This is a genomic window from Leclercia sp. LSNIH1, assembly GCF_002902985.1.
Lineage (GTDB): Bacteria > Pseudomonadota > Gammaproteobacteria > Enterobacterales > Enterobacteriaceae > Enterobacter.
The window spans coordinates 1386980-1413956 of record NZ_CP026167.1; the positions used below are offsets into that span (position 1 = coordinate 1386980).

24 protein-coding genes are annotated in these 26977 nt (G+C 57.1%); 14 read left to right on the forward strand and 10 right to left on the reverse strand.

The window, feature by feature from the left end; all coding sequences use genetic code 11:
- The first annotated feature begins 1 nt into the window (after position 1).
- The 3 genes from rpsR (at position 2) to C2U54_RS07000 (ending at position 1815) form a co-directional block, all read left to right on the forward strand.
- A complete protein-coding gene (gene rpsR / locus C2U54_RS06990) occupies positions 2-229 on the forward strand; it encodes a 30S ribosomal protein S18 (RefSeq protein ID WP_000135199.1) in 228 nt (75 codons plus the stop codon).
- Positions 230-270: 41 nt separating this feature from the next.
- On the forward strand, positions 271-720 hold the full coding sequence (rplI, locus tag C2U54_RS06995) for a 50S ribosomal protein L9 (protein WP_103177988.1): 450 nt from the start codon (positions 271-273) through the stop codon (positions 718-720).
- Between the two features lie 153 nt (positions 721-873).
- Complete coding sequence (locus C2U54_RS07000; RefSeq protein ID WP_103177989.1) at positions 874-1815, forward strand: DMT family transporter; 942 nt, start codon at positions 874-876, stop codon at positions 1813-1815.
- 23 nt (positions 1816-1838) lie between these two features.
- Here C2U54_RS07000 and C2U54_RS07005 read toward each other — a convergent pair whose 3' ends face one another.
- Entirely contained in the window at positions 1839-2480 is a 642-nt protein-coding gene (locus tag C2U54_RS07005) for an OapA family protein (protein WP_103177990.1), read from the reverse strand.
- A 231-nt stretch (positions 2481-2711) separates the two neighbouring features.
- Between C2U54_RS07005 and fklB the strand changes: the two genes are divergently transcribed.
- Entirely contained in the window at positions 2712-3332 is a 621-nt protein-coding gene (gene fklB, locus C2U54_RS07010) for an FKBP-type peptidyl-prolyl cis-trans isomerase (RefSeq protein ID WP_168191996.1), read from the forward strand.
- A 308-nt stretch (positions 3333-3640) separates the two neighbouring features.
- Positions 3641-5050 (forward strand): D-serine/D-alanine/glycine transporter, encoded by a 1410-nt coding sequence (gene cycA / locus C2U54_RS07015; protein WP_103177992.1) that lies wholly within the window; start codon positions 3641-3643, stop codon positions 5048-5050.
- Positions 5051-5140: 90 nt separating this feature from the next.
- Here the strand turns inward: cycA and ytfE are convergent, their stop codons facing one another.
- Positions 5141-5803 (reverse strand): iron-sulfur cluster repair protein YtfE, encoded by a 663-nt coding sequence (gene ytfE, locus C2U54_RS07020; RefSeq protein ID WP_103177993.1) that lies wholly within the window; start codon positions 5801-5803, stop codon positions 5141-5143.
- A 243-nt stretch (positions 5804-6046) separates the two neighbouring features.
- Between ytfE and C2U54_RS07025 the strand changes: the two genes are divergently transcribed.
- Positions 6047-7696 (forward strand): methyl-accepting chemotaxis protein, encoded by a 1650-nt coding sequence (locus tag C2U54_RS07025; RefSeq protein WP_103177994.1) that lies wholly within the window; start codon positions 6047-6049, stop codon positions 7694-7696.
- 86 nt (positions 7697-7782) lie between these two features.
- Here the strand turns inward: C2U54_RS07025 and C2U54_RS07030 are convergent, their stop codons facing one another.
- The 3 genes from C2U54_RS07030 to C2U54_RS07040 form a co-directional block, all read right to left on the reverse strand.
- On the reverse strand, positions 7783-8748 hold the full coding sequence (locus C2U54_RS07030) for a DMT family transporter (RefSeq protein ID WP_103177995.1): 966 nt from the start codon (positions 8746-8748) through the stop codon (positions 7783-7785).
- Positions 8749-8823: 75 nt separating this feature from the next.
- On the reverse strand, positions 8824-9648 hold the full coding sequence (locus C2U54_RS07035; protein WP_103177996.1) for an AraC family transcriptional regulator: 825 nt from the start codon (positions 9646-9648) through the stop codon (positions 8824-8826).
- Positions 9649-9729: 81 nt separating this feature from the next.
- Positions 9730-10578 carry an SDR family oxidoreductase gene (locus C2U54_RS07040; RefSeq protein ID WP_103177997.1) on the reverse strand — a complete coding sequence of 283 codons (849 nt, stop codon included), beginning with the start codon at positions 10576-10578 and terminating at the stop codon, positions 9730-9732.
- A gap of 89 nt (positions 10579-10667) precedes the next feature.
- Between C2U54_RS07040 and C2U54_RS07045 the strand changes: the two genes are divergently transcribed.
- Positions 10668-11048, forward strand: a complete 381-nt coding sequence (locus C2U54_RS07045; protein ID WP_103177998.1) for a winged helix-turn-helix transcriptional regulator — start codon at positions 10668-10670, stop codon at positions 11046-11048.
- A gap of 118 nt (positions 11049-11166) precedes the next feature.
- On the opposite strand, the gene C2U54_RS07050 is transcribed toward C2U54_RS07045, so the two are convergent.
- The gene (locus C2U54_RS07050) at positions 11167-13110 is read right to left on the reverse strand and encodes a bifunctional 2',3'-cyclic-nucleotide 2'-phosphodiesterase/3'-nucleotidase (RefSeq protein ID WP_103177999.1); all 1944 of its coding nucleotides are present in this window, start codon (positions 13108-13110) and stop codon (positions 11167-11169) included.
- 191 nt (positions 13111-13301) lie between these two features.
- Between C2U54_RS07050 and cysQ the strand changes: the two genes are divergently transcribed.
- On the forward strand, positions 13302-14042 hold the full coding sequence (cysQ, locus tag C2U54_RS07055; RefSeq protein WP_103178000.1) for a 3'(2'),5'-bisphosphate nucleotidase CysQ: 741 nt from the start codon (positions 13302-13304) through the stop codon (positions 14040-14042).
- On the opposite strand, the gene C2U54_RS07060 is transcribed toward cysQ, so the two are convergent.
- On the reverse strand, positions 14036-14593 hold the full coding sequence (locus tag C2U54_RS07060; RefSeq protein WP_103178001.1) for a YtfJ family protein: 558 nt from the start codon (positions 14591-14593) through the stop codon (positions 14036-14038). The genes cysQ and C2U54_RS07060 overlap by 7 nt on opposite strands.
- Before the next feature lie 329 nt (positions 14594-14922).
- On the opposite strand from C2U54_RS07060, the gene C2U54_RS07065 reads away from it, so the two are divergent.
- Positions 14923-15129, forward strand: a complete 207-nt coding sequence (locus tag C2U54_RS07065; protein ID WP_032616223.1) for a DUF1107 domain-containing protein — start codon at positions 14923-14925, stop codon at positions 15127-15129.
- Between the two features lie 58 nt (positions 15130-15187).
- Here the strand turns inward: C2U54_RS07065 and C2U54_RS07070 are convergent, their stop codons facing one another.
- Complete coding sequence (locus C2U54_RS07070; protein WP_103178002.1) at positions 15188-16525, reverse strand: hemolysin family protein; 1338 nt, start codon at positions 16523-16525, stop codon at positions 15188-15190.
- 188 nt (positions 16526-16713) lie between these two features.
- Entirely contained in the window at positions 16714-17355 is a 642-nt protein-coding gene (gene msrA / locus C2U54_RS07075) for a peptide-methionine (S)-S-oxide reductase MsrA (RefSeq protein WP_103178003.1), read from the reverse strand.
- A gap of 223 nt (positions 17356-17578) precedes the next feature.
- On the opposite strand from msrA, the gene tamA reads away from it, so the two are divergent.
- Genes tamA through C2U54_RS07090 form a run of 3 tightly spaced genes read left to right on the forward strand, consistent with a single transcriptional unit; the run spans position 17579 to position 23432 of the window.
- Positions 17579-19312 (forward strand): autotransporter assembly complex protein TamA, encoded by a 1734-nt coding sequence (gene tamA, locus C2U54_RS07080; RefSeq protein ID WP_103178004.1) that lies wholly within the window; start codon positions 17579-17581, stop codon positions 19310-19312.
- Complete coding sequence (tamB, locus tag C2U54_RS07085) at positions 19309-23085, forward strand: autotransporter assembly complex protein TamB (protein WP_103178005.1); 3777 nt, start codon at positions 19309-19311, stop codon at positions 23083-23085. The genes tamA and tamB overlap by 4 nt, the downstream gene beginning before the upstream one ends.
- 2 nt (positions 23086-23087) lie before the next feature.
- Positions 23088-23432: a gamma-glutamylcyclotransferase family protein gene (locus C2U54_RS07090; protein WP_039028479.1), complete on the forward strand. Its 345-nt coding sequence runs from the start codon at positions 23088-23090 to the stop codon at positions 23430-23432.
- A gap of 146 nt (positions 23433-23578) precedes the next feature.
- On the opposite strand, the gene ppa is transcribed toward C2U54_RS07090, so the two are convergent.
- A complete protein-coding gene (gene ppa / locus C2U54_RS07095) occupies positions 23579-24106 on the reverse strand; it encodes an inorganic diphosphatase (RefSeq protein ID WP_103178006.1) in 528 nt (175 codons plus the stop codon).
- 308 nt (positions 24107-24414) lie between these two features.
- Here ppa and ytfQ point away from each other — a divergent pair, with 308 nt between their 5' ends.
- Positions 24415-25371, forward strand: coding sequence for a galactofuranose ABC transporter, galactofuranose-binding protein YtfQ (ytfQ, locus tag C2U54_RS07100; RefSeq protein ID WP_103178007.1), 957 nt, complete (start codon positions 24415-24417; stop codon positions 25369-25371).
- 103 nt (positions 25372-25474) lie between these two features.
- On the forward strand, positions 25475-26977 hold the full coding sequence (gene ytfR / locus C2U54_RS07105; RefSeq protein ID WP_103178008.1) for a galactofuranose ABC transporter, ATP-binding protein YtfR: 1503 nt from the start codon (positions 25475-25477) through the stop codon (positions 26975-26977).

A 26977-nucleotide genomic window follows, 5' to 3' on the forward strand; every position in this document is an offset into this window, starting at 1 on the left:
AATGGCACGTTATTTCCGTCGTCGCAAGTTCTGCCGTTTCACCGCGGAAGGCGTTCAAGAGATCGACTATAAAGATATCGCAACGCTGAAAAACTACATCACCGAAAGCGGTAAGATTGTCCCAAGCCGTATCACCGGTACTCGTGCAAAATACCAGCGTCAGCTGGCTCGCGCTATCAAACGCGCTCGCTACCTGTCTCTGCTGCCGTACACTGATCGTCATCAGTAATCGGGCACGGTCCATTAATACGACTTTAAGAGGATAAGGTAATGCAAGTTATTCTGCTTGATAAAGTAGCAAACCTGGGCAGCCTGGGTGATCAGGTAAACGTTAAAGCGGGCTACGCTCGTAACTTCCTGGTTCCACAGGGTAAAGCTGTTCCTGCTACCAAGAAAAACGTAGAGTTTTTCGAAGCACGTCGTGCTGAACTGGAAGCCAAACTGGCTGACGTTCTGGCGGCTGCTAACGCTCGCGCTGAGAAAATCAACGCACTGGGCACCGTTACCATCGCGTCTAAATCTGGCGACGAAGGTAAACTGTTCGGTTCCATCGGTACTCGCGACATCGCTGACGCTGTAACTGCAGCTGGCGTTGACGTTGCTAAGAGCGAAGTTCGTCTGCCGAACGGCGTTCTGCGTACCACCGGTGAGCACGAAGTGGACTTCCAGGTTCACAGCGAAGTCTTCGCGAAACTGGTTGTTAACGTTGTTGCTGAGTAAGTAATTACTCTTCACCACGTCGAAGCGCCGGCCTTGTGCCGGCGTTTTGCTTTTTAACGGCTCCTGTTACCTTCTTTGTGACTTGTATGGTGGCTATTCCTTGCGCATTCCCTGATAATAAAATGAAACGCTATTTTATCTTTGGGATTTGTCATGAATACCGCTCTGCCTGCACCGCTTTTCTCCCGTAAAAACATCGTGTTCGCCAGCGCTACGCTGTGCTGTCTGCTATGGGGTAGCTCCTATCCCGCGATCAAGAGTGGCTACGAACTCTTTCATATCGCCACCAACGACATTCCATCAAAAGTGGTCTTTGCGGGTTATCGCTTTGTTTTTGCTGGCCTGCTATTGCTGCTGCTCGCTTTGGCCCAGCGCAAGCCGATTGGTCGGCTCAGCCCGCGCCAGTTCGGGCAACTGACGATACTGGGCCTGACGCAGACGACGATCCAGTACACGTTCTTTTATATCGGTCTGGCATACACAACGGGCGCCAAAGGGTCGATCATGAACGCGACCGCCACCTTCTTCAGCGTCATGCTGGCGCACTTTATCTATCAGAACGACAGGATCAGCTACAACAAAGCCCTCGGTTGTATCCTCGGGTTTGCCGGGGTGATGATCGTGAACTTTAACAGCGGTTTGCAGGACTTCCACTTCGTCTGGAACGGGGATGGTTTTGTGGTGCTGGCGGCGTTTATCCTCTCTGCCGCCACGCTGTACGGCAAACGCATCTCGCAGACGGTGGATCCGATGGTGATGACCGGCTGGCAGCTGGCGATAGGTGGGGTGATGCTGGTGGCAGGCGGCTATATCACCGGCGGAACGCTGGCCGTTCCCAGCGTCAAAGCGGCGGCCATCCTGGGCTACCTGACTCTGCTCTCCTCGGTGGCGTTTGCACTGTGGAGTTTGCTGCTGAAACACAACCGCGTCAGTATGATCGCCCCGTTCAACTTCTTAGTGCCGGTGGCCGGAACCGTCCTCTCGGCCATTTTCCTCGGTGAAAATATCCTGGAGATCAAATATGTCGTGGCGCTGGTGCTGGTCTGCTCTGGGATCTGGTGGGTGAATAAAGTCAGTGGAAAAGAGGCCCGGTAAGCGTTACGCCACCGGGCGAAGCGCTATCTGGCGCGGATGAAGCTGCCGTCAGACTGACGGGTAAACAGCACCTGCTGGCCGTTGCCGCTGTCAATGGTCAGCCCTGTCACCACGCCGCTCGCATTCTGGCGAATCTGCACCATCTGGCCGTTTTGCAGGTTACTCAGCGGCTTGCCTGGTCCCTCAACCTGCGCCATGGCATAGACGTCGGTCGGCGGCAGGTTGTGATCGCGGAACAGCTGCGCCATCGTTTTGCCCGACTCTACACGGTAGGAACGCCACTGCTGTTCAATACCGGGAGGGGATTGCTGGGATTGCACCGGCGCGGCGACCTGCTCCTGGGGCTGCTCTTCCTGAATCGGCTCCGGCTCAACAGGCGCGACCTGGCCGGGATCGTTAGAGGGTGACACCAGCTGCGTTTGCATCGGCTGTGAATCTGGCTGCGGCTGCGTCTGCGAACGGAAATCCAGTTCGGCATCACGACGCACGGGCGCTGTGGCGCTGTCGTCCGCGCCCCCTGGCAGCAGAAAACCGACAATGACCATCAGCGCACCGATAATAATGCCTCTGCGGTGCAGCGGCGGCAGCGGGTCCATGATGCGAAAGTTATCTGGCGCATGCCAGATTTTCGTCAGGGTAGGTTTTAGTTCAAATGGCCCGGGCATGGCTCTCCTCCTGCTCCGCGTCTTTTTTCCTGTCCCGAGAAGTATAGTTTGCTAACTGCCTGATGAGCGTAACAAAGCCAGCTTCCGTGACACGCATTCGGGAAAAATCCAGATAGCCTCTATTGTTTCCGTTTCGTCGTAATTTGTCATCTTTCCATAAGACAAAGTTTTACCGGATGGAAGGTGGCTGTTATGCTGCCCGCTACTTTAAATGTGATGGAAGGAAATCCCATGACCACCCCGACTTTTGACACAATCGAAGCGCAGGCAAGCTACGGCATTGGTTTGCAGGTAGGACAGCAGCTGAGCGAATCAGGTCTGCAGGGTCTGTTACCTGAAGCGCTGGTGGCGGGTATCGCCGATGCGCTGGAAGGTAAACAACCAGCGGTTCCGGTAGATGTGGTTCACCGCGCGCTGCGTGAAATCCACGAACGTGCAGACGCTGTGCGTCGCGCCCGTTTCGAAGAGATGGCTGCGGCAGGCGAGAAATTCCTTGAAGAGAACCGTGAGCGTGAAGGCGTGAACAGCACCGAAACCGGTCTGCAGTTCCGCGTTATCACCCAGGGTGAAGGTCCAATCCCGGCGCGTACCGACCACGTTCGCGTGCACTACACCGGTAAACTGATTGACGGCACCGTGTTCGACAGCTCTGTTGCCCGCGGCGAACCGGCAGAATTCCCGGTAAACGGCGTGATCCCAGGCTGGATCGAAGCCCTGACCCTGATGCCGGTGGGTTCTAAATGGGAGCTGACTATCCCACAGAACCTGGCCTACGGCGAGCGTGGCGCTGGCGCCTCTATTCCGCCATTCAGCACCCTGGTCTTTGAAGTTGAGCTGCTGGAAATCCTGTAAGCGGCCTCTCCTCTTCCTCTCCCCGGCAGGGGAGGGGAAATTAGTTAAAAAACCTATAGTTACGCCCCAATCAACAGATTATCTTGCAAAAGGTCACAGTAAGTGTATTTTTGTGAGCTGTTTTGCGTGGCTTAAGTGATATGTCACTCAATTTCAACATATTGTTAACATAATATTTAAATCAAAGTATTCATCCCGCCGATTCTTACCTAATATCGATGTGTCCTTAACCGGGGCATCGCTTTTCGACGTAATAAAGGGCCAGAAGAGCCTAAACAACACAGGCAGTAACAACAGGAAAACATCACATGGTAGATCAGGTAAAAGTCGTTGCCGACGAAGAGGCACCGTCTGAACAATCGCTACGGCGAAATCTCACAAACCGTCATATTCAGCTTATCGCCATCGGCGGCGCTATCGGTACCGGGCTGTTTATGGGGTCAGGCAAAACCATCAGTCTTGCCGGGCCGTCGATCATTTTTGTCTATATGATCATCGGCTTTATGCTCTTTTTCGTGATGCGGGCAATGGGCGAGCTGCTGCTCTCGAATCTCGAATACAAATCCTTTAGCGACTTTGCCTCCGACCTTCTCGGGCCGTGGGCGGGCTATTTCACCGGCTGGACCTACTGGTTCTGCTGGGTGGTGACCGGAATGGCCGACGTCGTCGCCATTACGGCTTACGCGCAGTTCTGGTTCCCGGGACTGTCGGACTGGGTGGCCTCGCTGGCGGTCATCATTCTGCTGCTGAGCCTTAACCTCGCCACCGTAAAAATGTTCGGTGAGATGGAATTCTGGTTCGCGATGATCAAAATCGTCGCCATTGTCGGCCTGATTGTGGTCGGCCTGGTGATGATCATGACCCACTTTACCTCCCCGAGCGGCGTGCAGGCCTCGTTCACCCATCTGTGGAACGACGGGGGCTGGTTCCCGAAAGGGCTGAGCGGATTCTTTGCCGGCTTCCAGATTGCGGTCTTCGCCTTTGTGGGGATTGAGCTGGTGGGAACCACTGCCGCAGAAACCAAAGATCCTGAGAAGTCTCTGCCGCGGGCGATTAACTCCATTCCCGTGCGTATCATCATGTTCTATGTCTTCGCGCTAATCGTCATTATGTCGGTCACGCCGTGGAGCTCCGTGGTACCCAGCAAGAGCCCGTTCGTTGAGCTGTTTGTGCTGGTCGGTTTACCGGCGGCGGCAAGCCTGATTAACTTCGTGGTGCTGACCTCCGCGGCCTCTTCGGCTAACAGCGGCGTCTTCTCCACCAGCCGTATGCTGTTTGGTCTGGCGCAGGAAGGGGTGGCCCCGAGTGCGTTCGCCAAGCTCTCTAAACGTGCGGTACCGGCGAAAGGGCTGACCTTCTCCTGTATCTGTCTGCTGGGCGGCGTGGTGATGCTCTACGTGAACCCAAGCGTGATTGGCGCGTTCACCATGATCACCACGGTTTCAGCGATCCTGTTCATGTTCGTCTGGACCATCATCCTCTGCTCGTACCTGGTGTACCGCAAACAGCGTCCGCACCTGCATGAAAAATCCATCTATAAGATGCCGTGGGGCAAGCTGATGTGCTGGGTCTGCATGGCGTTCTTCGTGTTTGTGCTGGTACTGCTGACCCTGGAAGAGGATACCCGTCAGGCGCTGATGGTCACGCCGCTGTGGTTTATCGCGCTGGGGCTGGGCTGGCTGTTTATCGGTAAGAAGCGGATGGCTGGCATGCGTTAATTGTGTTGTGCCGGGTGGCGGCTGCGCCTTACCCGGCCTACGGTTCGTTGCTTTTGTAAGCCCGGTAAGCGCTAACGCTACCGGGCTTTTTTATTCCCCGGCCAGCGCCCGTGGGAACAGGACGTTATTCTCCAGACTGATGTGCTCCATCAGATCATCGATCATCTCGTTAATGCCGTTATACATCGCGCGCCAGGTGGTGCAGGCATCCGCAGGTGGGGTCACGTTATGGGTGATGTGCTTGATCACCTCAATCAGTTCACCGGCGTCGTCGTGCTCGCTTTCCATCACGCTGATCGGCCCCATCGCCTGGCTGCCCATTCCCTGTTTGATCATCGGGAACAGGATCTGCTCCTCTTTCATCATGTGGCTGGAGAGCTCTTCATGCAGCAGGGTCAGGTTTTTCGCCAGGCCGCGCGGAACAGAGGCTTTATCAGCATGGACGCGCTCAACTTTGGTGGCCTGCAGGATCAGCTCCGGCAGCTGTTCGCGGTGGCGATCGTGAAAGCGCACGATGATGTGATCGATGATTTCGGCCAGCGCCACGCTGCGCCACTCTTTTTCCAGCGGCTGCTCGGCCAGCTTCGCCAGTTCTGCTTCGATGAGGTCCAGATCCAGTTCCTTACGCGTCGCGGCACGCGCCAGGGTTTGCTTACCGCCGCAGCAGTAATCCATATCGTATTTACGAAACAGCGCGGAAGCGCGTGGGATGGAGAGCGCCAGCTCGCCTAAAGGTTGGTCGCGGAAGGCCATGGTCGTTACCTCATCGTTATTTGATAAGGTGTATTTTAAATGCATCTTTTAGGCGAAGCTATAACCCTTTATAGGCAGGGGTAAAAAAGCGATACAGATCACAAAAAAATGCCGATTTAACTCTATGAATGGATTTAAAAAACGGGTTTAGAAACTTTTTAAAGGCACAGAGACGGTAAACAACCCGCTGCGCCTGCCGATAGATACAGGTCAGACAATACCTGCATATAAAAAAGGCAACGCATGTTTAAACGTATAAAAGTGATAACCCTTCTGATTTCGGTGCTGCTGGCGCTCGGGATCATGCAACTGATCTCCGCCGGCATTTTCATCAATGCGCTTAATAACGACAAAGAGAACTTCACCGTTTCCCAGGTCTCCAGCCAGAATGTGGCCGAGTTCACCGACGCCTGGATCAGCCTTAACCAGGCGCGCGTCACCCTCAACCGCGGCATGCTGCGCCTGCAAAGCAGCATGGCTTCGCAGATCAACGGCGGGCAGCTGAACGAGCTGGTCAACACGGCAAAAAATCTGCTGGCAGACGCCCAGTCCCATTACGACAAATACTACGCGCTGCCGGAAACGCCGGGCCTGGATGAAAAACTCTCCAGCCAGCTGGAAGAGCAGTACCGCATCTACTCGGCCACCCTGACCCAGATGAACCTTCTGCTCTCCCAGGGCAACCTCGAAGATATGTTTAAGCAGAACGCCGAGCAGAAGCAGACCGCAATGCAGAAAGTCTATCGTGAATGGCGCCAGGCTCAGGCAGCCCTTACCGATAAAGGCATCGAAGATAACGAGAGCGACTACAAACGCATCCTGTGGATCCTTTCCGGGATGATGCTTCTGGTGATCGCCGTGATTGTCTCCAGTTGGATCGCCATGCGCCGTGTGCTGCTGCTGCCGCTGCAGGAGGTCATCGATCATATTCGCGCTATCGCCGCGGGTGACCTGACGCAGCCTGTTGACGTTCAGGGCAAAAACGAAATGGCGGTGCTGGCCTATAACGTTCACGAGATGCAGAAGGCGCTGGCGAACACCGTAGGTGTGGTGCGTGAGGGCTCCGACACTATTTATACCGGTGCGGGCGAAATCTCCGCAGGCAGCAACGATCTCTCTTCCCGTACCGAGCAGCAGGCGGCCTCGCTGGAAGAGACCGCCGCCAGCATGGAACAGCTGACCGCCACCGTGAAGCAGAACGCCGATAATGCCCGTCAGGCGTCACGCCTGGCGCTGGATGCCTCAAGCACCGCCAAAAAAGGCGGAAACGTGGTGGAAGGGGTGGTGCGCACCATGGACGAGATCGCCAACAGTTCCAGCAAAATCGCCCAGATCACCAACGTGATTGACGGCATCGCCTTCCAGACCAACATCCTGGCGCTGAATGCGGCGGTAGAAGCGGCGCGTGCCGGGGAGCAGGGACGCGGATTTGCGGTGGTGGCAGGAGAAGTTCGCACCCTGGCCCAGCGCAGCGCCCAGGCGGCGAAAGAGATCAAAGGGCTGATTGACGACTCGGGTGCCCGGGTCAGCGCCGGTTCCGCGCTGGTGAATGAGGCCGGGGAGACGATGGCGGAGATCGTCAGCGCCGTAACCCGCGTCACCGACATTATGGGCGAAATTGCGTCCGCCTCTGATGAGCAAAGCCGGGGTATCGATCAGGTCGGCCAGGCGGTGGCCGAGATGGATCGCGTGACCCAACAGAACGCCTCGCTGGTGGAGGAGTCTGCGGCGGCAGCGGCAGCGCTGGAAGAGCAAGCGGCACGCCTGAACGAGGCGGTGGCGGTATTTAAGATTGCGAAGGGCCCGGTGACTAAGGCTGCGCCGATGAAAACCTATGCTGCAAAAGCCAAACCGGTACAGGCGTCCACCGACGCCAACTGGGAAACCTTCTGACAGAGGCCGGGTGGCGCTAACGCTTACCCGGCCTATGGAACGCATGACTTTGTAGGCCCGGCAAGCGCAGCGCCGCCGGGCAATAATTACAGCTCCGAAGCCGGAACGACCGAAATTTTTTCCGGCTTTGCTTTTACCGCAATCACCACCCCCACCACCAGCAACACAATTCCCGTGCCGGTTAACAGCGGCGGCAGGCTCTGGCGCATCAGGAAGGTATAGAGCAGACCGGCCAGGGTTTCGAAGACAATCAGCGGCCCTAAGATCACCGTCGGTAATTTCTGGCTGGCGACGTTCCAGCACAGGGCGCCCACCCATGAGCAGCAGACGGCAATCGCCAGCATCAGACCGAGAAAGACCCATGGCCGTGGCCCCAGCGGCAGGGCAAAGTCCGGCTGCTGCACGTTCAGCCATACGCAGGCGGCAAGGTAGCCCAGTAACGAGACCGGCAGTGTCACCAGCGCCTGGGCGGTGGCCCACATCATCGGATGTTTGTCGGGGTTTTCCCGCAGCCAGCGGGCGTTACGCAGGGCGTACCATGCCCAGCAGACCACCGACACCGACGCCAGCAGGATCCCCGAAACATAGCGCCAGCCACTGCCTCCGGCCACGCCGTGACGCAGCTCGGCGATATTCACGCACACCAGCCCCAGCGCAATGGCAAACAGCCCCGGGAGCATCTTCGACCACGCCAGCTTACCATCGCGCTGGCTGTAGAGCAGGTTGGCGAACACCGGGATCACCACCGGCAGCGTGCCGATGATCATGGTCGACACCGGGGCCCCGGTACGCTGGATCGCGCTTGCCAGGCAGACGTAATAGATCAGGTTGCCCATCATCGTCAGAGACAGGGCGGTGAGCCAGTCCCGGCCTTTCAGCTGGCGTAACCGCGCCCGGCCGAGCCAGGCAATCGGCAGAGCGATCAGCCCCAGCGCCAGATAGCGCCCCATCGACTGTAGCGCCGCCGGGTATTCCGGGACGATCAGCGGCCCGACAAAAATCAGTCCCCACATTAACCCTGCAAGCAGGGCATACAACACGCCGCTAATCATTTTTCCCTCCCTCTGCTCTGAACCTGCTGGCAGTGTAGAAAGGCAACAGAGGGCGGTATTGTATGAGATTGCGCATTAGCGCTGCGTTACCTGTTTCTGGTAGCGCACCGGCGTAATGCCATAGCGACGGGTAAAGGCCCGGGTCAGGTGCGACTGATCGGTCAGGCCCGTCGCGGCGGCCACCTCTGCCGCCGGGAGTCCCTGGGTGAGAAAGGCTTTGGCGCGCCACAGGCGGATCGCCATCAGCATCTGATGCGGCGTGACGTGAAAATGGGCTTTGAACTGGCGCTGGAAATGGTACGGGCTGAGCGACACCACCTGCGCCAGCTCGTCGAGGGTCAGGGAGTGCATATAGTTGTCATGGAGATAGTCGCGCACGCGCTCGAAGCGATGCGCCCCTTCTTTTGCGACCGGCGCATGGCGCGCCAGCGGCTGGAAGGTATCAATCAGATCCAGCAGCAGGCCCTTTTGCGCCAGCGGATCGTCGGTATGCCACAGGCCGTAGATCAGCTGACAGATCTGCTGCGAACGGCGGGGATCGTGGCGGGTGACGTCGCTGAACCACCAGTGGCGGATGCCTGTCACCTCCTCCAACAGGTCCGGTTCGAGATAGATCATCCGGTAGCGCCAGCCGTCGGCGGTTTCGGCCTCGCCGGTGTGCAGCTCGTCGGGATTCATGGTGACGACGGAGTGGACGGGGGCGACGTACTGCGTGCCGCGATAGCGGAAGCGTTCGGCACCGGCTTCAATGGCGCCGATACCGAAGGCCTCGTGAGTGTGGGGTTCAAAGGCGTAGCGGGAGATGTGGGCGTGATACAGCTCCACGCCCGGCACCTGCGCCAGATGGCGAAAGCGCGCGCTGTCTCTCTCATCGAAAAACTGTTCAGGTACGCCTTGCACGGTGAGCCTCCTCGCGGGTCAGAGTCTCATTATCAGAGATGACCCGCAGGGATGCCACACTAATTAACCATGTTTTAACAATTACAGGATGTGCTTCACGCTCTCCGCAAGCGTGGTGGTCGGGCGGCCCAGCAGGGCGCTCAGGGTGCGGCTGTCATCAAACAGACCGCCTTTCGAGGCACCGACATCGGAGTCGGCCAGCATCTCCGCCAGACCCGCCGGCAGACCCACTCCCTTCAGCGCGGCGGCAAAATCGGCTTCGCTCAGGTTCTGATAGACCACGTTTTTACCGCTCTGGCGACTCAGCTCGGCAGCAAGCTCGCTTAATGTCCACGCCTGGTCGCCTGCCAGCTCATAAACTTTACCGGCATGACCCTCTTCGCTGATAACGCGGGCCGCAGCGGCGGCATAGTCGGCGCGGGTGGCGGAGGCGATTTTGCCTTCACCGGCAGCACCAATAAACACGCCGTGTTCCAGCGCAGGCGGGGCGCTGGCGAGGTAGTTTTCGGTGTACCAGCCGTTACGCAGCAGAGCGTAAGGAATGCCCGATTCGGCCAGCGCTTTTTCGGTGGCGACGTGCTCCACATGCAGGCCCAGCGGGGAGGTGTCGGCATGCAGCAGGCTGGTGTAGGCGATAAATTTCACGCCCGCCGCCTTCGCCGCGTTAATGACGTTCTGGTGCTGCGGCGCACGCTGGCCCACTTCGCTGGAGGAGATCAGCAGCAGTTTATCCACGCCCGCGAGTGCGGCGGTGAAGGCAGCCTGGTCGGTATAATCGGCCTGACGCACGGTCACGCCCTGCTGACTCAGCGCCTCAGCCTTCGCCGGGTTACGTACAATGGCGACCAGCTGGCTCGCCGGAACGGTTTTCAGCAGCTGTTCAATAACGCGTTGGCCAAGCTGGCCGGTAGCGCCTGTAATCGCGATCATGATGAATATCCTTCGTCTCGGGTGAATGTTGTGGCACACTATCACTCAAACTAACTTTTAGTAAGTACGTACAAAAAGGTAAGTATCTCATGGCAAACCCAACCCTAAGCGCGCAAATGCGCGACGGCAATCTCTTTGCCGAGCAGTGCCCTTCCCGGGATGTGCTCAAGCATGTGACCAGCCGCTGGGGCGTGCTGATTCTGGTGGCGTTGCGTCAGGGAACACATCGCTTTAGCGATCTGCGGCGCAAGATGGGCGGGGTGAGCGAGAAGATGCTGGCCCAGTCGCTACAGGCGCTGGAGCAGGATGGCTTTGTCAATCGTGTGTCGTATCCGGTAGTGCCCCCGCACGTGGAGTATAGCCTGACCCTGCTGGGGGAAGAGGTGAGTGAGAAGGTGGCGGCGCTGGCCGACTGGATCGAGCTGAATTTGCCCCAGGTGATGAGTCACCGGGATGAACGTGCGGCCTGATGCCGGGTGGCGGCTACGAGTTTGTAGGCCCGGCAAGCGCAGCGCCGCCGGGCATTGTGCGGTCTGTTTGCCGGGTGGCGGCTGCGCCTTACCCGGCCTGGGAAACGGCAACGTTCTTTTACCTGCTTAAATCTAACTGATAGATCGCAAATCCAATCTCATCGGTCGCGACCTGCTGCATCGGGTACTGCGCTTTCTCTTTGATAAACGCCGCCGCTTTTTCCGTTGGCGCGGTCTCAAAGCGGATATCCAGCTTCACATCGCTGTGAACAGGGGCCAGACGCCAGTTGTTATCCGCTGCCGGATGGATTTCGCCGCTCTTCTTCGACTGCTCGCCAATCCACGTTGCCAGCACCGAACGGTTCTCATCCGGTGAGGCGAAGGCGATATGGCTGTCGCCGGTCCCGGCAAACTTACCGCCGTAGGCGCGGTAGTTGTTGGTCGCCACCAGGAAGGTCGCTTTCGGATCGATTGGCTTGCCGTTAAAGGTCAGGTTTTTAATGCGTTCGGCCTGGGCATTCACCACCTGGCACTCGCCGTCATATTTCGCCGGCTGGGAGACATCAATCTGGTACTCCACCCCGTCGATCACATCGAAGTTATAGGTGCGGAAACCGTCCCAGTTAATCAGCGACTGTGGTTTGGTGCTGGTCGGGTCGATCTGGTTAAACTGGCCCGCAGAACACTCCAGCCACTCCTTCACCTCCTGGCCCGTGGCTTTGACCACCACCAGTGTGTTCGGATAGAGATAGAGATCGGCGGCGTTCCGGAAGGTCAGTTGGCCTTTTTCAACTTCAACATAGCTGGCCGGATCGTTCTTGCGACCACCCACTTTAAACGGCGCCGCAGCGGAGAGGACCGGCAGTTTCGCCAGATCGGGATCGCCCTGAATATAGCGCTCCACGTAGGCTTTCTGCGCCATATTCACCACCTGCACGGTAGGATCGTCCTGCACCAGCGCCAGGTAGCTGTACATGTTGTCGGCGGATTTGCCGATGGGTTTGCTGACAAACTCGCGGGTGGCGTCGTGATCGTGCTTCAGCACCTCGACGATATTTTTATCTTCGCCCACCAGCGCTTTTTTAGCGGCCAGATCGTAAATCGGTCGCGCTTCGGCTTTCGACTGGGTGACCTGCCATTTGCCGCCGTCATTATTGAGCACCAGATCGACCACCCCAAGGTGATCCCCCCACATGCCCGGCATCACCGCGGGCACGCCGTTCAGGGTACCTTTGGCAATGTCCGCCCCTTTAATGCTGGCGAAGTCTTTACCAGGGAAGACCGCGTGGGCGTGGCCGAAGAGAATAGCATCCACCCCTTTCACTTCGCTGAGGTAGTAGACCGAGTTTTCCGCCATCGCCTGGTATGGGTCGGCAGAGAGCCCCGAGTGGGCTACCACCACCACCAGATCGGCGCCTTTTTCGCGCATCTCCGGCACATACTTGCGGGCGGTTTCGGTGATGTCATTAACCGTCACTTTGCCGCTCAGGTTGGCCTTATCCCAGGTCATGATCTGCGGCGGGACAAAGCCGATATAGCCGATCCTCAGGGTCTGCGGTTTCCCGTCCTGATCGACCACGGTGGTCTCTTTGATCAGATAAGGTGTAAAGAGCGGCTTCTGGGTCTTAACGTCGATGATATTGGCGTTAACGTACGGGAATTTGGCCCCTGAAAGCGCCATATGCAGATAGTCCAGCCCGTAGTTAAACTCATGGTTACCCAGGTTACCCACCGCGTAATCCAGGGTATTTAGCGCCTTGTAGACCGGATGCACATCGCCCTTTTTCAGACCTTTCGCCGCCATGTAATCGCCAAGAGGACTACCCTGAATTAAGTCCCCGTTATCGACCAGGACGCTGTTTTTCACTTCGCTACGGGCTGCGTTAATCAGGCTTGCGGTACGCACCAGACCAAATTTTTCCGTCGGGGCGTCTTTGTAGTAGTCGAAGTCCATCATATTGCTGTGCAGGTCGGTGGTTTCCAGAATGCGGAGATCAACCGTCGCTGCCTGTACGCTCGCCGCAATCAGCGTCGCCAGGAGCGTTGCGCTAAACTTAATCATCAGAGGAGTCCTTTTATTCGATCCAGGCCACAAAAGAATATGTATCTATATTTTTTTGCTTACAGAATTGTGAATCCTGCCAGAAAAAAGGGCCCTGAAACCGGAATTGCTTCACAGATAGCGGATTTATTCACAATGCGATATAAATAAAACAAAGAGTTATACCCACTGTGATAACAAAGAGGTGGAGAATGTTAGATAAAATTTGTCAGCTCGCACGGGAAGCGGGCGAGGCCATTATGCAGGTCTACGATGGTAAGATCCCGATGGATACGATCCGTAAAATCGACGACTCCCCGGTGACCGCAGCCGATCTTGCGGCGCACGGCGTGATCCTGAAAGGCTTGCAGGCGTTAACGCCCGATATCCCTGTGCTTTCCGAAGAAGATCCCCAGCCCTGGGAGGAGCGCCAGCACTGGCAGCGTTACTGGCTGGTTGATCCGCTGGACGGCACCAAAGAGTTCCTCAAGCGTAACGGTGAATTTACGGTAAATATTGCCCTGATTGATAAAGGCAAAGCGGTGCTGGGGGTAGTCTACGCCCCGGTGCTGAAGGTGATGTACAGCGCCGCCGAAGGCAAAGCGTGGAAAGAGGAGTGCGGGGTGCGCAACCCGATCCAGGTGCGTGACGCCCGGCCACCGCTGGTGGTGATCAGCCGCTCTCACTCGGATAACGAACTTGAGGAGTATCTACATCAGCTGGGCGAGCACCAGACAACGTCGATCGGGTCATCGCTGAAGTTCTGCCTGGTGGCAGAAGGGCAGGCGCAGCTCTATCCCCGCTTTGGGCCAACCAACGTCTGGGATACGGCGGCAGGCCATGCCGTTGCCGCCGCCGCGGGCGCCCATGTTCACGACTGGCAGGGCAAGCCGCTCGACTATACCCCGCGGGAATCTTTCCTTAATCCAGGCTTCCGGGTCTCGCTTTACTGACCGACCAACTTATGCAGCAGGGCGACCACCTGCTGCACCTCCTCCTGGGTCAGCGCCCCATCTTTCGCCCACTGCACTTTACCTTGCTTGTCCAGCACGACGGCGGCTGAGCTCTCTTCTTCCAGCTGCCAGGCGCCGCGCGCCGCGCCGTTACTGTCGACGATGAACTGTGACCATGGGTAGAGCTTTTTATTGCTCTCCAGGCTGCTGCGCACGAACATGCCGGAACCCGGTATCGCATCATCGGTATTCACTATGGTAGTGGTCTGATAAGTATCTTTTGGTAAATGTGCCGACTTGATCGCTTCAATCAGGGTTGCGTTTTTCTCTTTTGCCGAAGTGCGACCGGCAATATGTAGCACCACTCGCACTTTGCCAGGAAGCTGCGCGCTATTCCAGGTTTTGTAGCTAAACTCATTATTGTCGAGGATCAATTCTCCCCGGTCGGCAATGCCCACCGGTGGCACTCGTTGTCCCTTCTCAAAATTATGTGCGGAAGCCATCAGTGGCAGCATCAGGCAGGCAGTTGCCAGGATGTTACGTATGGTCATGGTGTTTTCCTTTTTGTTTTATTAGCAGGTGATCCGACCACTTGGTCTGATGTTTTAATCATAAGTGCGATCGCGGCGCTTTACCCGCAATCCCGGTGCCAGAGTGAGGGGGAACGCACATATCTGCACAAAAACGATGGCTTATACTGCCCAAAAGTTACGATTGCAAAGAATATTCTGATTATTTGTCATCAAAAGGTAAATAAACTTATGCAGACTGGGTATCACCATTTTTCTCGTCTATAGTCATTGGGCAACAAAATTTGCGCTCCAGAGGGTCGGCCCGATTGTGGTGCCGCAAGAGCGTATGATTCGCAGGAGATAATAGAATGAAAATTTTTCAACGCTACAATCCGCTTCAGGTAGCTAAATACGTAAAAATCCTGTTCCGTGGACGGTTGTATATCAAGGACGTTGGCGCTTTTGAGTTTGATAAGGGCAAAATCCTTGTCCCAAAAGTGAAGGATAAACAGCACTTTTCTGTGATGTCCGAAGTCAACCGTCAGGTTATGCGTCTGCAAACTGAGATGGCTTAACCAACGTGCTATGCAGTAAAAGAAACGGCTCCCGATGGGAGCCGTTGATGTTTCTGGTTTAGGCCGAGGCGTTCTCTTCAGCATCCGGCATTTTTGGCACCAGCACCGTCGGTTTGTTGTCGATGCGCGTCACCAGCAGCTGGTCGATGCGGTAGTTGTCGATATCCACCACCTCGAACTTATATCCCGAGAACTTCACCGAGTCGGTGCGTTTCGGGATTTTACGCAGCATAAACATCATAAAGCCGCCAATGGTCTCGTAGTTGCCCGACTGCGGGAACTCGTCGATGTCCAGCACGCGCATCACGTCGTCGATAGGCGTACCGCCGTCCACCAGCCATGAGTTCTCATCGCGCGCCACAATCTGCTCTTCCAGACCCTGGCCCACCAGATCGCCCATCAGGGTGGTCATGACATCATTCAGGGTGATGATCCCCACCACCAGCGCGTATTCGTTCATGATCACCGCAAAGTCTTCCCCGGCGGTTTTGAAGCTTTCCAGCGCTTCGGAGAGCGTCAGGGTGTCCGGGACAATCAGGGTATTGCGGATCTGCACCCCGCTGTTCAGCGTCAGGCTCTGGTTCGCCAGCACGCGGTTCAGCAGGTCTTTGGAGTCGACATAACCGATGATGTGATCGATATCTTCATTACAGACTAGGAACTTGGAGTGCGGATGTTCCGCCACCTTTTTCTTCAGGCTCTGCTCATCTTCGTGCAGATCGAACCAGATCACGTTCTCACGCCCGGTCATGGAGGACGGCACGGTACGGGACTCCAGCTCAAACACGTTCTCGATCAGCTCATGCTCCTGCTTACGCAGCACCCCCGCCAGCGCGCCAGCTTCAAATACCGCGTAGACATCGTCAGAGGTGATGTCATCTTTACGCACCATCGGCAGCTTAAACAGACGGAAAATGGTATTGGCCAGGCCGTTAAAGAACCACACCAGCGGGCGGAACACGAAGAGACAGAAGCGCATCGGGTTGATGATGCGCAAAGCCACAGCTTCTGGCGCAATCATACCGATGCGTTTCGGGGTCAAATCGGCAAAGAGAATGAACAGGCCAGTCACCAGTGAGAAGGAGAGAATGAAGCTCAGCTGCTCGGAAAGCTCAGGGGAGAAGTATCGGGAGAAAACGCTATGGAATGCGGGCGAGAATGCAGCATCACCCACAATACCGCCAAGAATGGCGACCGCATTGAGGCCGATTTGCACCACGGTAAAGAACATCCCCGGGTTTTCCTGCATTTTCAGGACGCGTTGGGCATTGAGATCGCCATCATCGGCGAGCAGTTTAAGTTTAATTTTACGGGATGCGGCCAGAGAGATTTCTGAAATAGAGAAAAATGCACTGACAGCGATGAGACAAAGTATTACTAAAATACTGTTTAACATATCTTATCCGGCTTCTCGCCAGATCCTCGGAGGGAAGTTGGTCATACAGGTGTGTAGATATTTTGAACACCGGTCCGAAGCGGTAGGCCGGTTATTTCGAGGGGTAGTATAGCGTAAACGGCTGTAAAGTCGCCAGAGATCGCTTTTTGAGCCGGTTTTGCTCGTCAACAGGCAAAACCGGCTTACTGTTATGCCAACTGAGGCGGCAGGCAGACACCAATGCCACCGATACCGCAGTAGCCGTACGGATTTTTATGCAGATACTGCTGGTGGTCATCTTCCGCATAATAGAACGGTAAGGCGTTGGTGATTTCGGTCGTCACCGGGCGATCGTCGCCGGCGGCGTGCATCGCCTGCTGGAAGCGCGCCAGACTGTCGCGGGCGGCGGCATCCTGTTCCGGCGTGAGCGGATAGATCGCCGAGCGGTACTGGGTACCGTGGTCATTGCCCTGACGCATACCCTGCGCAGGATCGTGGTTTTCCCAGAATACCTGCAGCAGCTGTTCGTAGCTGACGACGTTCGGATCATATACTACCCGTACCGCTTCGGCGTGACCGGTCTGCCCGGAGCAGACTTCGCGGTAGGTTGGGTTCGGGGTATAGCCCCCGGTATAGCCTGCCGCGGTGCTGTAGACGCCCGGCAGTTGCCAGAAGAGGCGCTCCACGCCCCAGAAACAGCCCATCGCGAACAGGGCAATTTCCATCCCCTCCGGGACGTTAGTCATGGAGTGGCCGTTAACGGCATGGAGAGTGGCGACAGGCATAGGGGTGTTACGTCCCGGTAATGCGTCCGCCTGAGCAACCAGGTGCTTTTTATCGAATAAACTCACGGTGTGGCCTCCGGGTGGGTGATGTTTGGGTTAAGGTTGTCACGACGCGTTTAATTGAACACAATAAATGCGGTGAATGAGTCTAGATTTAAACATAAGAAATATTAGGGTGTTTAACCATTTTTCAACCCGCGTATTGGGTTTTGGGCTTTTGCCGTGATTTGCTGCGGAGCGGCACTTCATATGCTTCCAGGGGTGGAAACAAGGATATTCAGGAGAAAACGTGCCAAAAATCCGCCAGTTATGTTTAGCCAGTCTCTTGCTGACAAGCGGAGTCGCCAGCGCGGCGAACGTTCGTTTACAGGTTGAGGGGCTATCCGGGGCGCTGGAAAAAAACGTACGCGCGCAGCTCTCCACTATTGAGAGCGACGAAGTGACGCCCGATCGTCGCTTTCGCGCCCGCGTGGACGATGCCATCCGCGGCGGTTTAAAAGCGCTCGGCTACTATGAGCCGACCATCGACTTCGAGCTGCGTCCACCTCCGGCCAAAGGGCGGCAGGTGTTGATTGCCCGCGTTAAGCCTGGGGTTCCGGTACTCATCGGCGGCACGGACGTGGTGCTGCGCGGCGGCGCGCGCACCGACCAGGACTACCTTGAACTGCTGAACACGCGGCCAAAGAATGGCACCGTGCTCAATCACAGCGACTATGACGGCTTCAAAAAAGATCTGACGAAGGTGGCGCTGCGCAAAGGCTACTTTGACAGCCAGTTCAATAAAAGTCAGCTCGGCATCGCCCTCGATCGGCATCAGGCGTTCTGGGACATCGACTATGACAGCGGGGAACGCTACCGCTTTGGCGATGTCACCTTCGAAGGGTCGCAGATCCGTGATGAGTATTTGCAGAATCTGATCCCCTTTAAAGAGGGCGACTATTATCAGTCGAAAGATCTGGCCGAGCTTAACCGCCGTCTGTCAGCCACCGGCTGGTTTAACTCCGTGGTGGTGGCACCGGAGTTTGATAAAGCGCGACAGACCAAAGTGCTGCCGCTGCACGGCGTGGTATCGCCACGCACCGAGAACACCATTGAGACCGGGGTGGGCTATTCCACCGACGTCGGCCCGCGCGTAAAAGCGACCTGGAAAAAGCCGTGGATGAACTCCTACGGCCACAGCCTGACCAGCAACGTCAGCCTCTCAGCTCCGGAGCAACAGCTCGATTTCAGCTATAAAATGCCGCTGCTAAAAAATCCGCTTGAGCAATATTACCTGGTGCAGGGCGGCTTTAAGCGCACCGATCTGAACGACACCGAAGCGGATTCTACGACCCTCGCCGTGTCGCGCTACTGGGATCTCTCCAGCGGCTGGCAGCGCGCCATCAACCTGCGCTGGAGCCTCGACCACTTTACCCAGGCCAATGTTACCAATACCACCATGCTGCTCTATCCGGGAGTGATGATCAGCCGGACCCGTTCCCGCGGCGGCCTGATGCCGGACTGGGGGGATTCCCAGCGCTATTCGATAGACTACTCCAATACCGCCTGGGGCTCGGATGTAGATTTCTCCGTGGTACAGGCGCAAAACGTCTGGATCCGCACCTTTTATGACCGCCATCGCTTTGTGGTGCGTGGCAACCTGGGCTGGATTGAAACCGGCGACTTTGAAAAAGTGCCGCCGGATCTGCGCTTCTTCGCCGGGGGCGATCGCAGCATTCGTGGCTACAAATACAAATCCATCGCGCCAAAAGATGACGACGGCAAGCTGATCGGGGCCTCGAAGCTGGCTACCGGCTCGCTGGAGTATCAGTACAACGTCACCGGAAAATGGTGGGGCGCGACCTTTATCGACAGCGGAGAAGCAGTAAGCGATATCCGCCGCAGCGACTTTAAAACCGGCGCAGGCGTCGGGGTGCGCTGGGAGTCACCGGTCGGGCCGATCAAGCTCGATTTCGCCGTGCCGGTGGGCGATAAAGATGAACACGGTTTACAGTTTTACATCGGTCTGGGGCCTGAATTATGAGTTTATGGAAGAAAATTAGCCTCGGCGTGTTGCTGTTTATCCTGCTGCTGCTGGCTGCGGTGGCCTTTCTGGTGGGCACCACCAGCGGGCTGCATCTGCTGTTTAAGGCGGCAGACCGCTGGGTGCCGGGGCTGGAGATTGGTCAGGTCACCGGCGGCTGGCGCGACTTACACCTGAAAAACGTTCGCTACGACCAGCCGGGGGTGGCGGTCAACGCCGGGGATCTGCATCTGGCGGTGAAGCTCGGCTGCCTGCGTGACAGCAGCCTGTGCATTAACGATCTGTCGTTAAAAGATCTCTTCGTGACGATAGATTCCAAAAAAATGGAGCAATCGGAGCCCGTTGCCGAAGAGGAGAGCGGGCCGCTGGATCTCTCCACGCCATACCCGATATCGCTTAACCGGGTGGCGCTGAATAACATCAACGTCAAAATCGACGACACCACCGTGTCGGTGATGGATTTCACCTCCGGCCTGCGCTGGCAGGAGAAAAACCTGACCCTGACCCCGACTTCTCTGCAAGGGCTGCTGATTGCTCTGCCGAAAGTGGCGGAGGTGGCCCAGGAAGAGATTGTCGAGCCTAAAATTCAGAACCCGCAGCCGGAAGAGAAGCCGCTGGGCGAAACCCTGAAGGATCTCTTCTCGAAACCGGTCCTGCCGGAGATGACCGACGTTCACCTGCCGCTGAACCTTAATATTGAAGAGTTTAAGGGCGAGCAGCTGCGCCTCACCGGCGATACCGATCTGACGGTCTTCAACATGCTGCTGAAAGTGAGCAGCATCGACGGCAACATGAAGCTCGACGCGCTGGATATCGACACCAACCAGGGCAGCGTCAACGCCACCGGCAACGCCCTGTTACGGGATAACTGGCCGGTGGATATCACCCTCAACAGCACCCTGAACATCGATCCGATTAAAGGCGAGAAGGTGAAGCTGAAGGTGGGCGGCGCCATGCGCGAACAGCTGGAGTTTGGCGTGAACCTCTCCGGCCCGGTAGATATGGTGCTGCGCGGCCAGACCCGGCTTGCAGAGGCGGGCCTGCCGCTCAACCTTGAAGTGGTGAGTGAGCAGCTCTACTGGCCATTTACCGGCGAGAAGCAGTACCAGGCCGATGACGTGAAGCTGAAGCTCACCGGCAAAATGACCGACTACACCCTGTCGTTCCGCACCGCGGTGAAAGGGGAGGGGCTGCCGCCTGCCGGCATCACTCTGGATGCGAAGGGCAACGAACAGCAGATCAACCTCGACAAGCTGACGGTGGCCGCGCTGGAGGGCAAAACCGAGCTGACGGCGCTGCTCGACTGGCAGAAGGCGATCAGCTGGCGCGGGGAGCTGAAGCTCACCGGGATCAACACCGCCAAAGAGGTGCCGGACTGGCCCTCGAAGCTCGACGGGCTGATTAAAACCCGCGGCAGTCTCTACGGCGGTAGCTGGCAGATGGAGGTGCCGGAGCTGAAAATCACCGGCAACGTGAAGCAGAACAAAGTGGATGTGAACGGCTCGCTGAAGGGCAACAGCTACCTGCAGTGGGTCATCCCGGGCCTGCACGTCGCGCTGGGGCGCAACACCGCCGATATTAAGGGCGAGCTGGGGGTGAAAGATCTCGATCTGGATGCCACTATCGACGCGCCGAACCTGGATAATGCCCTGCCAGGGCTGGGCGGAACCGCGAAAGGGCTGCTGAAGGTGCGCGGCACGGTAGAAGCCCCGCAGCTGCTGGCGGATATCACCGCCAACGGCCTGCGCTGGCAGGATCTTACCATCGCCCGGGTGCGGGTAGATGGCGACGTGAAATCCACCGATCAGATCGCCGGGCACCTGAACCTGCGCGTCGATCGTATCTCGCAGCCGGGCCTCAACCTCAACCAGGTCACCCTTGAAGCCAAAGGTAGCGAGAAACAGCATGACCTCCAGCTGCGCATTCAGGGTGAACCGGTCTCCGGCCAGCTGCACCTGGCGGGCAGCTTTGACCGCCAGGAGACCCGCTGGAAAGGCACCCTGGATAACACCCGCTTCGCCACCCCGGTGGGACCGTGGTCGTTATCGCGCGCTATTGCCCTGGATTACCGTAACGCGGAGCAGAAGATTAGCATCGGGCCGCACTGCTGGACCAACCCGAATGCCGAACTGTGCGTGCCGCAGACTATTGACGCAGGCGCAGAAGGGCGGGCGGTGGTCAACCTTAACCGCTTCGATCTGGCGATGATCAAGCCGTTCATGCCAGACACTACGCAAGCAAGCGGCGTGTTCAGCGGCAAGGCGGATGTCTCCTGGGATACCACCAAACCGGGGCTGCCGGAGGGCAACGTCACGCTCGCCGGGCGTAACGTGAAGGTGACGCAGGTGGTGAACGATGCGCCGCTGCCGCTGGCCTTCAGCACCCTCAATCTCACCGCCGATCTGCATAACAACCGCGCCGAGCTGGGCTGGCTGATCCGCCTCACCAACAACGGGCAGCTGGACGGCCAGATCCAGGTGACCGATCCGCAAGGACGGCGCAACCTGGGCGGCAACGTCAACATTCGCAATCTTAACCTGGCGATGGCGAATGCCATCTTCTCCCGCGGCGAGAAGGCGGCAGGTATGCTGAATGCCAACCTGCGGCTGGCGGGCAGCGCCCAGAGCCCGCAGCTGTTCGGCCAGATGCAGCTCAACGGGGTAGATATCGACGGCAACTTTATGCCGTTCGATATGCTGCCGAGCCAGCTGGCGATGAACTTTAACGGCATGAGCTCGACGCTTACGGGCACCGTACGTACCCAGCAGGGGCAGATCAACCTCAGCGGCGATGCCGACTGGAGCCAGCTCGATAACTGGCGCGCCCGGGTGGCGGCCAAAGGCAGCAAGGTGCGGATCACCGTGCCGCCGATGGTGCGTTTAGACGTCTCACCGGATGTGGTCTTTGAGGCCACGCCGCAGCTCTTCACCCTTGATGGCCGCGTCGATGTACCGTGGGCTCGTATCGTGGTGCATGAACTGCCGGAAAGCGCGGTGGGCGTCTCCAGCGATGAGGTCATGCTCAACAACAACCTCCAGCCGGAGGAGCCACAGAGCGCCTCTATCCCGATCAACAGCAACCTGATCGTACACGTGGGTAACAACGTGCGCCTGGATGCGTTTGGGCTGAAGGCCAGACTGACCGGCGATCTGAAAGTCGCGCAGGATAAACAGGGGCTGGGCCTGAACGGGCAGATCAACATTCCGGAAGGGCGCTTCCACGCCTACGGCCAGGATTTGATGGTGCGTAAAGGCGAACTGCTCTTCTCCGGCCCGCCGGATCAGCCGCTGCTGAATATCGAAGCGATCCGTAATCCGGAGGCCACCGAAAATGACGTGATCGCCGGGGTGCGCGTGACGGGCACCGCGGACGAACCGAAAGCGGAAATTTTCTCTGACCCGGCAATGTCCCAGCAGGAAGCGCTCTCATACCTGCTGCGCGGGCAGGGGCTGGACAGCAATCAGAGCGACAGCGCGGCGATGACCTCAATGTTAGTCGGTCTGGGGGTTGCACAAAGTGGTCAGGTTGTGGGTAAAATCGGCGAGACGTTTGGCGTAAGCAATCTGGCGCTGGACACCCAGGGGGTCGGCGACTCCTCTCAGGTGGTGGTCAGCGGCTATGTACTGCCGGGTCTGCAGGTGAAATATGGTGTGGGGATCTTTGACTCATTAGCAACTCTCACGTTACGCTATCGCCTGATGCCTAAGCTATATCTGGAAGCGGTGTCTGGCGTAGACCAGGCACTCGATCTGCTCTATCAGTTTGAGTTTTAGCAATGCGAATATTTGTCTACGGCAGTTTAAGAACCAAGCAAGGCAACAGCCACTGGATGACTAACGCCCAGTTGCTGGGGGATTACAGTATCGAGAACTACCAGCTGTACAGCCTGGGCCACTATCCAGGCGCCGTTCCGGGAGAAGGAGCAGTACAGGGTGAGGTTTATCGTATTGATAATGCCACGCTGGCCGAACTTGATGCCTTGCGCACCAAAGGCGGGGAATACGCTCGCCGGTTAATCCAGACACCCTACGGCAGTGCATGGATGTACGTGTACCAACGTTCGGTGGAAGGTCTGACGCTGATTGAAAGCGGTAACTGGTTAGACCGTGACCAGTACTGATATGAATAACGCCACCTTCGGGTGGCGTTGTTTTTTCAGGCCGCACAGATTTTGTAGGCCGGGTAAGGCGCAGCCGCCACCCGGCAACAGACCGCACAGATAAAAAAAGCCCCGACAAGTCGGGGCTTTTTTTCACGCGTTAAGCATTACTTCTTCGCGCGTTCGAAGGAGGCAACGATTTCCGCTTTCGCGGCTTCTGCGTTGTCCCAGCCTTCCACTTTCACCCATTTGCCTTTCTCGAGATCTTTGTAGTGCTCGAAGAAGTGGGCGATCTGCGCTTTCAGCAGCTCTGGCAGGTCGTTCACATCTTTAATGTGATCGTACTCTTTGCTCAGCTTGGTGTGCGGTACCGCAACCAGCTTCGCATCTTCACCCGCTTCGTCGGTCATTTTCAGCACGCCAACTGGACGGCAGCGGATCACGGAGCCCGGCTGCAGTGGGTATGGCGTTGGGACCAGCACGTCTACCGGATCACCGTCCAGAGAGAGGGTGTGGTTGATGTAACCGTAGTTGCACGGATAGAACATCGCGGTAGACATGAAACGGTCAACGAACAGTGCGCCGGTGTCTTTGTCGATTTCGTATTTGATAGGATCAGCGTTCGCCGGGATTTCGATAACTACGTAGATGTCTTCCGGCAGTTCTTTACCCGCTGGGACGTTGAGTAAGCTCATGTCTGTGTCCTTTAAATGATTGGTAATCAAGTGGCGAGTATTATAGCCAACTGGCGCGGAATGTCTCCGCCTGTTTTCGCCGATCCCTGTTCCTGAAAACCATTATCAGCACTTTCTCATGACAAGATAATCCATAAACTCAGCCGCTTTTTTAATGGCTCAGTGAAAGCGATTACAAAGTTGTGATTAACGTTTTATTCACTTTTCTGAAGTGTGATGTAACACACTCCGTTACATCTCGCATTGTCTATAGTCTCTTCGCAGAACATTTTTTACCCAACAATAAACTCCCCTACGAGGACGCACTTATGTGGAAGCGCTTACTTCTTGTCACAGCAGTTTCGGCAGCCATGTCGTCTATGGCGATGGCCGCCCCCTTAACCGTAGGATTTGCCCAGGTCGGCTCAGAGTCCGGCTGGCGCGCCGCTGAGACCAACGTCGCGAAGAGTGAGGCCGAAAAACGCGGCATCACGCTGAAGATCGCCGATGGCCAGCAAAAACAGGAAAACCAGATCAAAGCGGTACGCTCTTTTATCGCTCAGGGCGTTGACGCCATCTTCATTGCGCCGGTCGTAGCGACGGGTTGGGAGCCGGTTCTGAAAGAAGCGAAAGATGCCGAAATTCCGGTCTTCCTGCTCGATCGTTCCATCGATGTAAAAGACAAATCTCTCTATATGACCACCGTTACCGCCGACAACGTGCTGGAAGGCAAATTGATTGGTGAATGGCTGGTGAAACAGGTGGATGGCAAGCCGTGTAATGTGGTTGAGCTGCAGGGCACCGTGGGCGCCAGCGTGGCCATCGACCGTAAGAAAGGCTTTGCTGATGCCATCTCCAAAGCGTCAAACATCAAGATTATCCGTTCTCAGTCCGGCGACTTCACCCGCAGTAAAGGGAAAGAGGTCATGGAGAGCTTTATCAAAGCCGAGAACAACGGCAAGAACATCTGCATGGTTTACGCCCATAACGATGACATGGTGATCGGCGCTATCCAGGCGATCAAAGAGGCGGGCCTGAAGCCGGGCACCGACATCCTGACCGGCTCTATCGACGGCGTACCGGATATCTATAAAGCGATGATCGACAAAGAGGCCAACGCCAGCGTGGAGCTGACGCCAAACATGGCAGGTCCGGCCTTTGACGCGTTGGAGAAATTCAAGAAAGACGGCACCATGCCGGAGAAAGTCACGATCACCAAGTCCACGCTCTATCTGCCTGATACCGCTGCAGAAGAGTTAGAGAAGAAGAAAAATATGGGCTACTAAGCTCGACTGAAAATGCCGGGCGACGCTGCGCTTGCCCGGCCTTCGGCTCGCTTTTTGTAGGCCGGGTAAGCGTAGCGCCATCCGACATGATGCAGGGGGAACCATGACCACAGACCAACACCAGGAAATCCTCCGCACAGAAGGATTGAGCAAATATTTTCCCGGCGTAAAAGCGCTGGATAACGTCGATTTCAGCCTGCGGCGTGGTGAGATCATGGCCCTGCTGGGCGAAAACGGCGCCGGAAAATCGACCCTGATTAAAGCCCTGACCGGTGTCTATCATGCCGATCGCGGCACCATCTGGCTGGAAGGCCACGCTATATCGCCTAAAAATACCGCCCATGCCCAGCAGCTGGGTATCGGGACGGTCTATCAGGAAGTGAACCTGCTGCCGAATATGTCGGTGGCGGATAATCTGTTTATCGGCCGCGAGCCACGACGCTTTGGCCTGCTGCGCCGTAAAGAGATGGAAGACCGCGCCACCAAACTGATGGCGTCATACGGTTTCTCTCTCGACGTCCGCGAGCCGCTCAACCGCTTCTCGGTGGCGATGCAGCAGATCGTGGCCATCTGCCGGGCTATCGATCTCTCGGCAAAAGTGCTGATCCTCGATGAACCTACCGCCAGCCTGGATACCCAGGAGGTCGAGATGCTCTTCACCCTGATGCGCCAGCTGCGCGACCAGGGGGTGAGCCTGATTTTCGTCACCCACTTCCTCGATCAGGTGTATGAGGTGAGCGACCGCATTACCGTCCTGCGTAACGGCGGCTTCGTCGGCTGTCGCGAAACCCGCGAGCTGCCGCAAATCGAGCTGGTCAAAATGATGCTGGGCCGCGAGCTGGAGAGCAATGCCCTGCAGCGTGCGGGCCGGACGCTGCTCAGCGAGAAGCCGGTAGCGGCGTTTAAAGGGTACGGCAAGAAAGGCACCATTGCGCCCTTTGATCTCGAGGTGCGCCCGGGCGAAATCGTCGGACTGGCGGGGCTGTTAGGGTCGGGACGTACCGAAACGGCAGAGGTGATCTTCGGGATTAAACCTGCCGACAGCGGCACTGCGCTGATCAAAGGTAAACCGCAGACGCTGCGCTCCCCGCATCAGGCTTCCAGCCTGGGGATCGGTTTCTGCCCGGAAGATCGCAAGACCGACGGCATTATCGCCGCCGCCTCGGTGCGCGAGAACATCATTCTGGCCCTGCAGGCCCAGCGCGGCTGGCTGCGTCCCATTCCCCGTAAAGAGCAAAATGTGATTGCCGAGCGCTTTATTCGCCAGCTCGGCATCCGCACCCCGAGCGCGGAGCAGCCAATCGAATTTCTTTCCGGCGGTAACCAGCAGAAGGTGCTGCTGTCACGCTGGCTGCTGACCAAACCGCAGTTCCTGATCCTCGACGAGCCGACCCGCGGTATCGACGTGGGGGCGCACGCGGAAATTATCCGCCTGATCGAAACCCTCTGCGCCGACGGTCTGGCGCTGCTGGTGATCTCCTCGGAGCTGGAGGAGCTGGTGGGGTATGCGGATCGGGTGATCATCATGCGCGACCGTCAGCAGGTGGCCGAGATCCCGCTGGACGCGCTCTCCGTTCCGGCAATCATGAACGCCATTGCGGCATAA

Coding starts and splice junctions, on each gene's coding strand:
- rpsR (WP_000135199.1), top strand. CDS start 2: ATGGCACGTTATTTCCGTCGTCGCAAGTTCTGCCGTTTCACCGCGGAA.
- rplI (WP_103177988.1), top strand. CDS start 271: ATGCAAGTTATTCTGCTTGATAAAGTAGCAAACCTGGGCAGCCTGGGT.
- C2U54_RS07000 (WP_103177989.1), top strand. CDS start 874: ATGAATACCGCTCTGCCTGCACCGCTTTTCTCCCGTAAAAACATCGTG.
- C2U54_RS07005 (WP_103177990.1), bottom strand. CDS start 2,480: ATGCCCGGGCCATTTGAACTAAAACCTACCCTGACGAAAATCTGGCAT.
- fklB (WP_168191996.1), top strand. CDS start 2,712: ATGACCACCCCGACTTTTGACACAATCGAAGCGCAGGCAAGCTACGGC.
- cycA (WP_103177992.1), top strand. CDS start 3,641: ATGGTAGATCAGGTAAAAGTCGTTGCCGACGAAGAGGCACCGTCTGAA.
- ytfE (WP_103177993.1), bottom strand. CDS start 5,803: ATGGCCTTCCGCGACCAACCTTTAGGCGAGCTGGCGCTCTCCATCCCA.
- C2U54_RS07025 (WP_103177994.1), top strand. CDS start 6,047: ATGTTTAAACGTATAAAAGTGATAACCCTTCTGATTTCGGTGCTGCTG.
- C2U54_RS07030 (WP_103177995.1), bottom strand. CDS start 8,748: ATGATTAGCGGCGTGTTGTATGCCCTGCTTGCAGGGTTAATGTGGGGA.
- C2U54_RS07040 (WP_103177997.1), bottom strand. CDS start 10,578: ATGATCGCGATTACAGGCGCTACCGGCCAGCTTGGCCAACGCGTTATT.
- C2U54_RS07045 (WP_103177998.1), top strand. CDS start 10,668: ATGGCAAACCCAACCCTAAGCGCGCAAATGCGCGACGGCAATCTCTTT.
- C2U54_RS07050 (WP_103177999.1), bottom strand. CDS start 13,110: ATGATTAAGTTTAGCGCAACGCTCCTGGCGACGCTGATTGCGGCGAGC.
- cysQ (WP_103178000.1), top strand. CDS start 13,302: ATGTTAGATAAAATTTGTCAGCTCGCACGGGAAGCGGGCGAGGCCATT.
- C2U54_RS07060 (WP_103178001.1), bottom strand. CDS start 14,593: ATGACCATACGTAACATCCTGGCAACTGCCTGCCTGATGCTGCCACTG.
- C2U54_RS07065 (WP_032616223.1), top strand. CDS start 14,923: ATGAAAATTTTTCAACGCTACAATCCGCTTCAGGTAGCTAAATACGTA.
- C2U54_RS07070 (WP_103178002.1), bottom strand. CDS start 16,525: ATGTTAAACAGTATTTTAGTAATACTTTGTCTCATCGCTGTCAGTGCA.
- tamB (WP_103178005.1), top strand. CDS start 19,309: ATGAGTTTATGGAAGAAAATTAGCCTCGGCGTGTTGCTGTTTATCCTG.
- C2U54_RS07090 (WP_039028479.1), top strand. CDS start 23,088: ATGCGAATATTTGTCTACGGCAGTTTAAGAACCAAGCAAGGCAACAGC.
- ppa (WP_103178006.1), bottom strand. CDS start 24,106: ATGAGCTTACTCAACGTCCCAGCGGGTAAAGAACTGCCGGAAGACATC.
- ytfQ (WP_103178007.1), top strand. CDS start 24,415: ATGTGGAAGCGCTTACTTCTTGTCACAGCAGTTTCGGCAGCCATGTCG.
- ytfR (WP_103178008.1), top strand. CDS start 25,475: ATGACCACAGACCAACACCAGGAAATCCTCCGCACAGAAGGATTGAGC.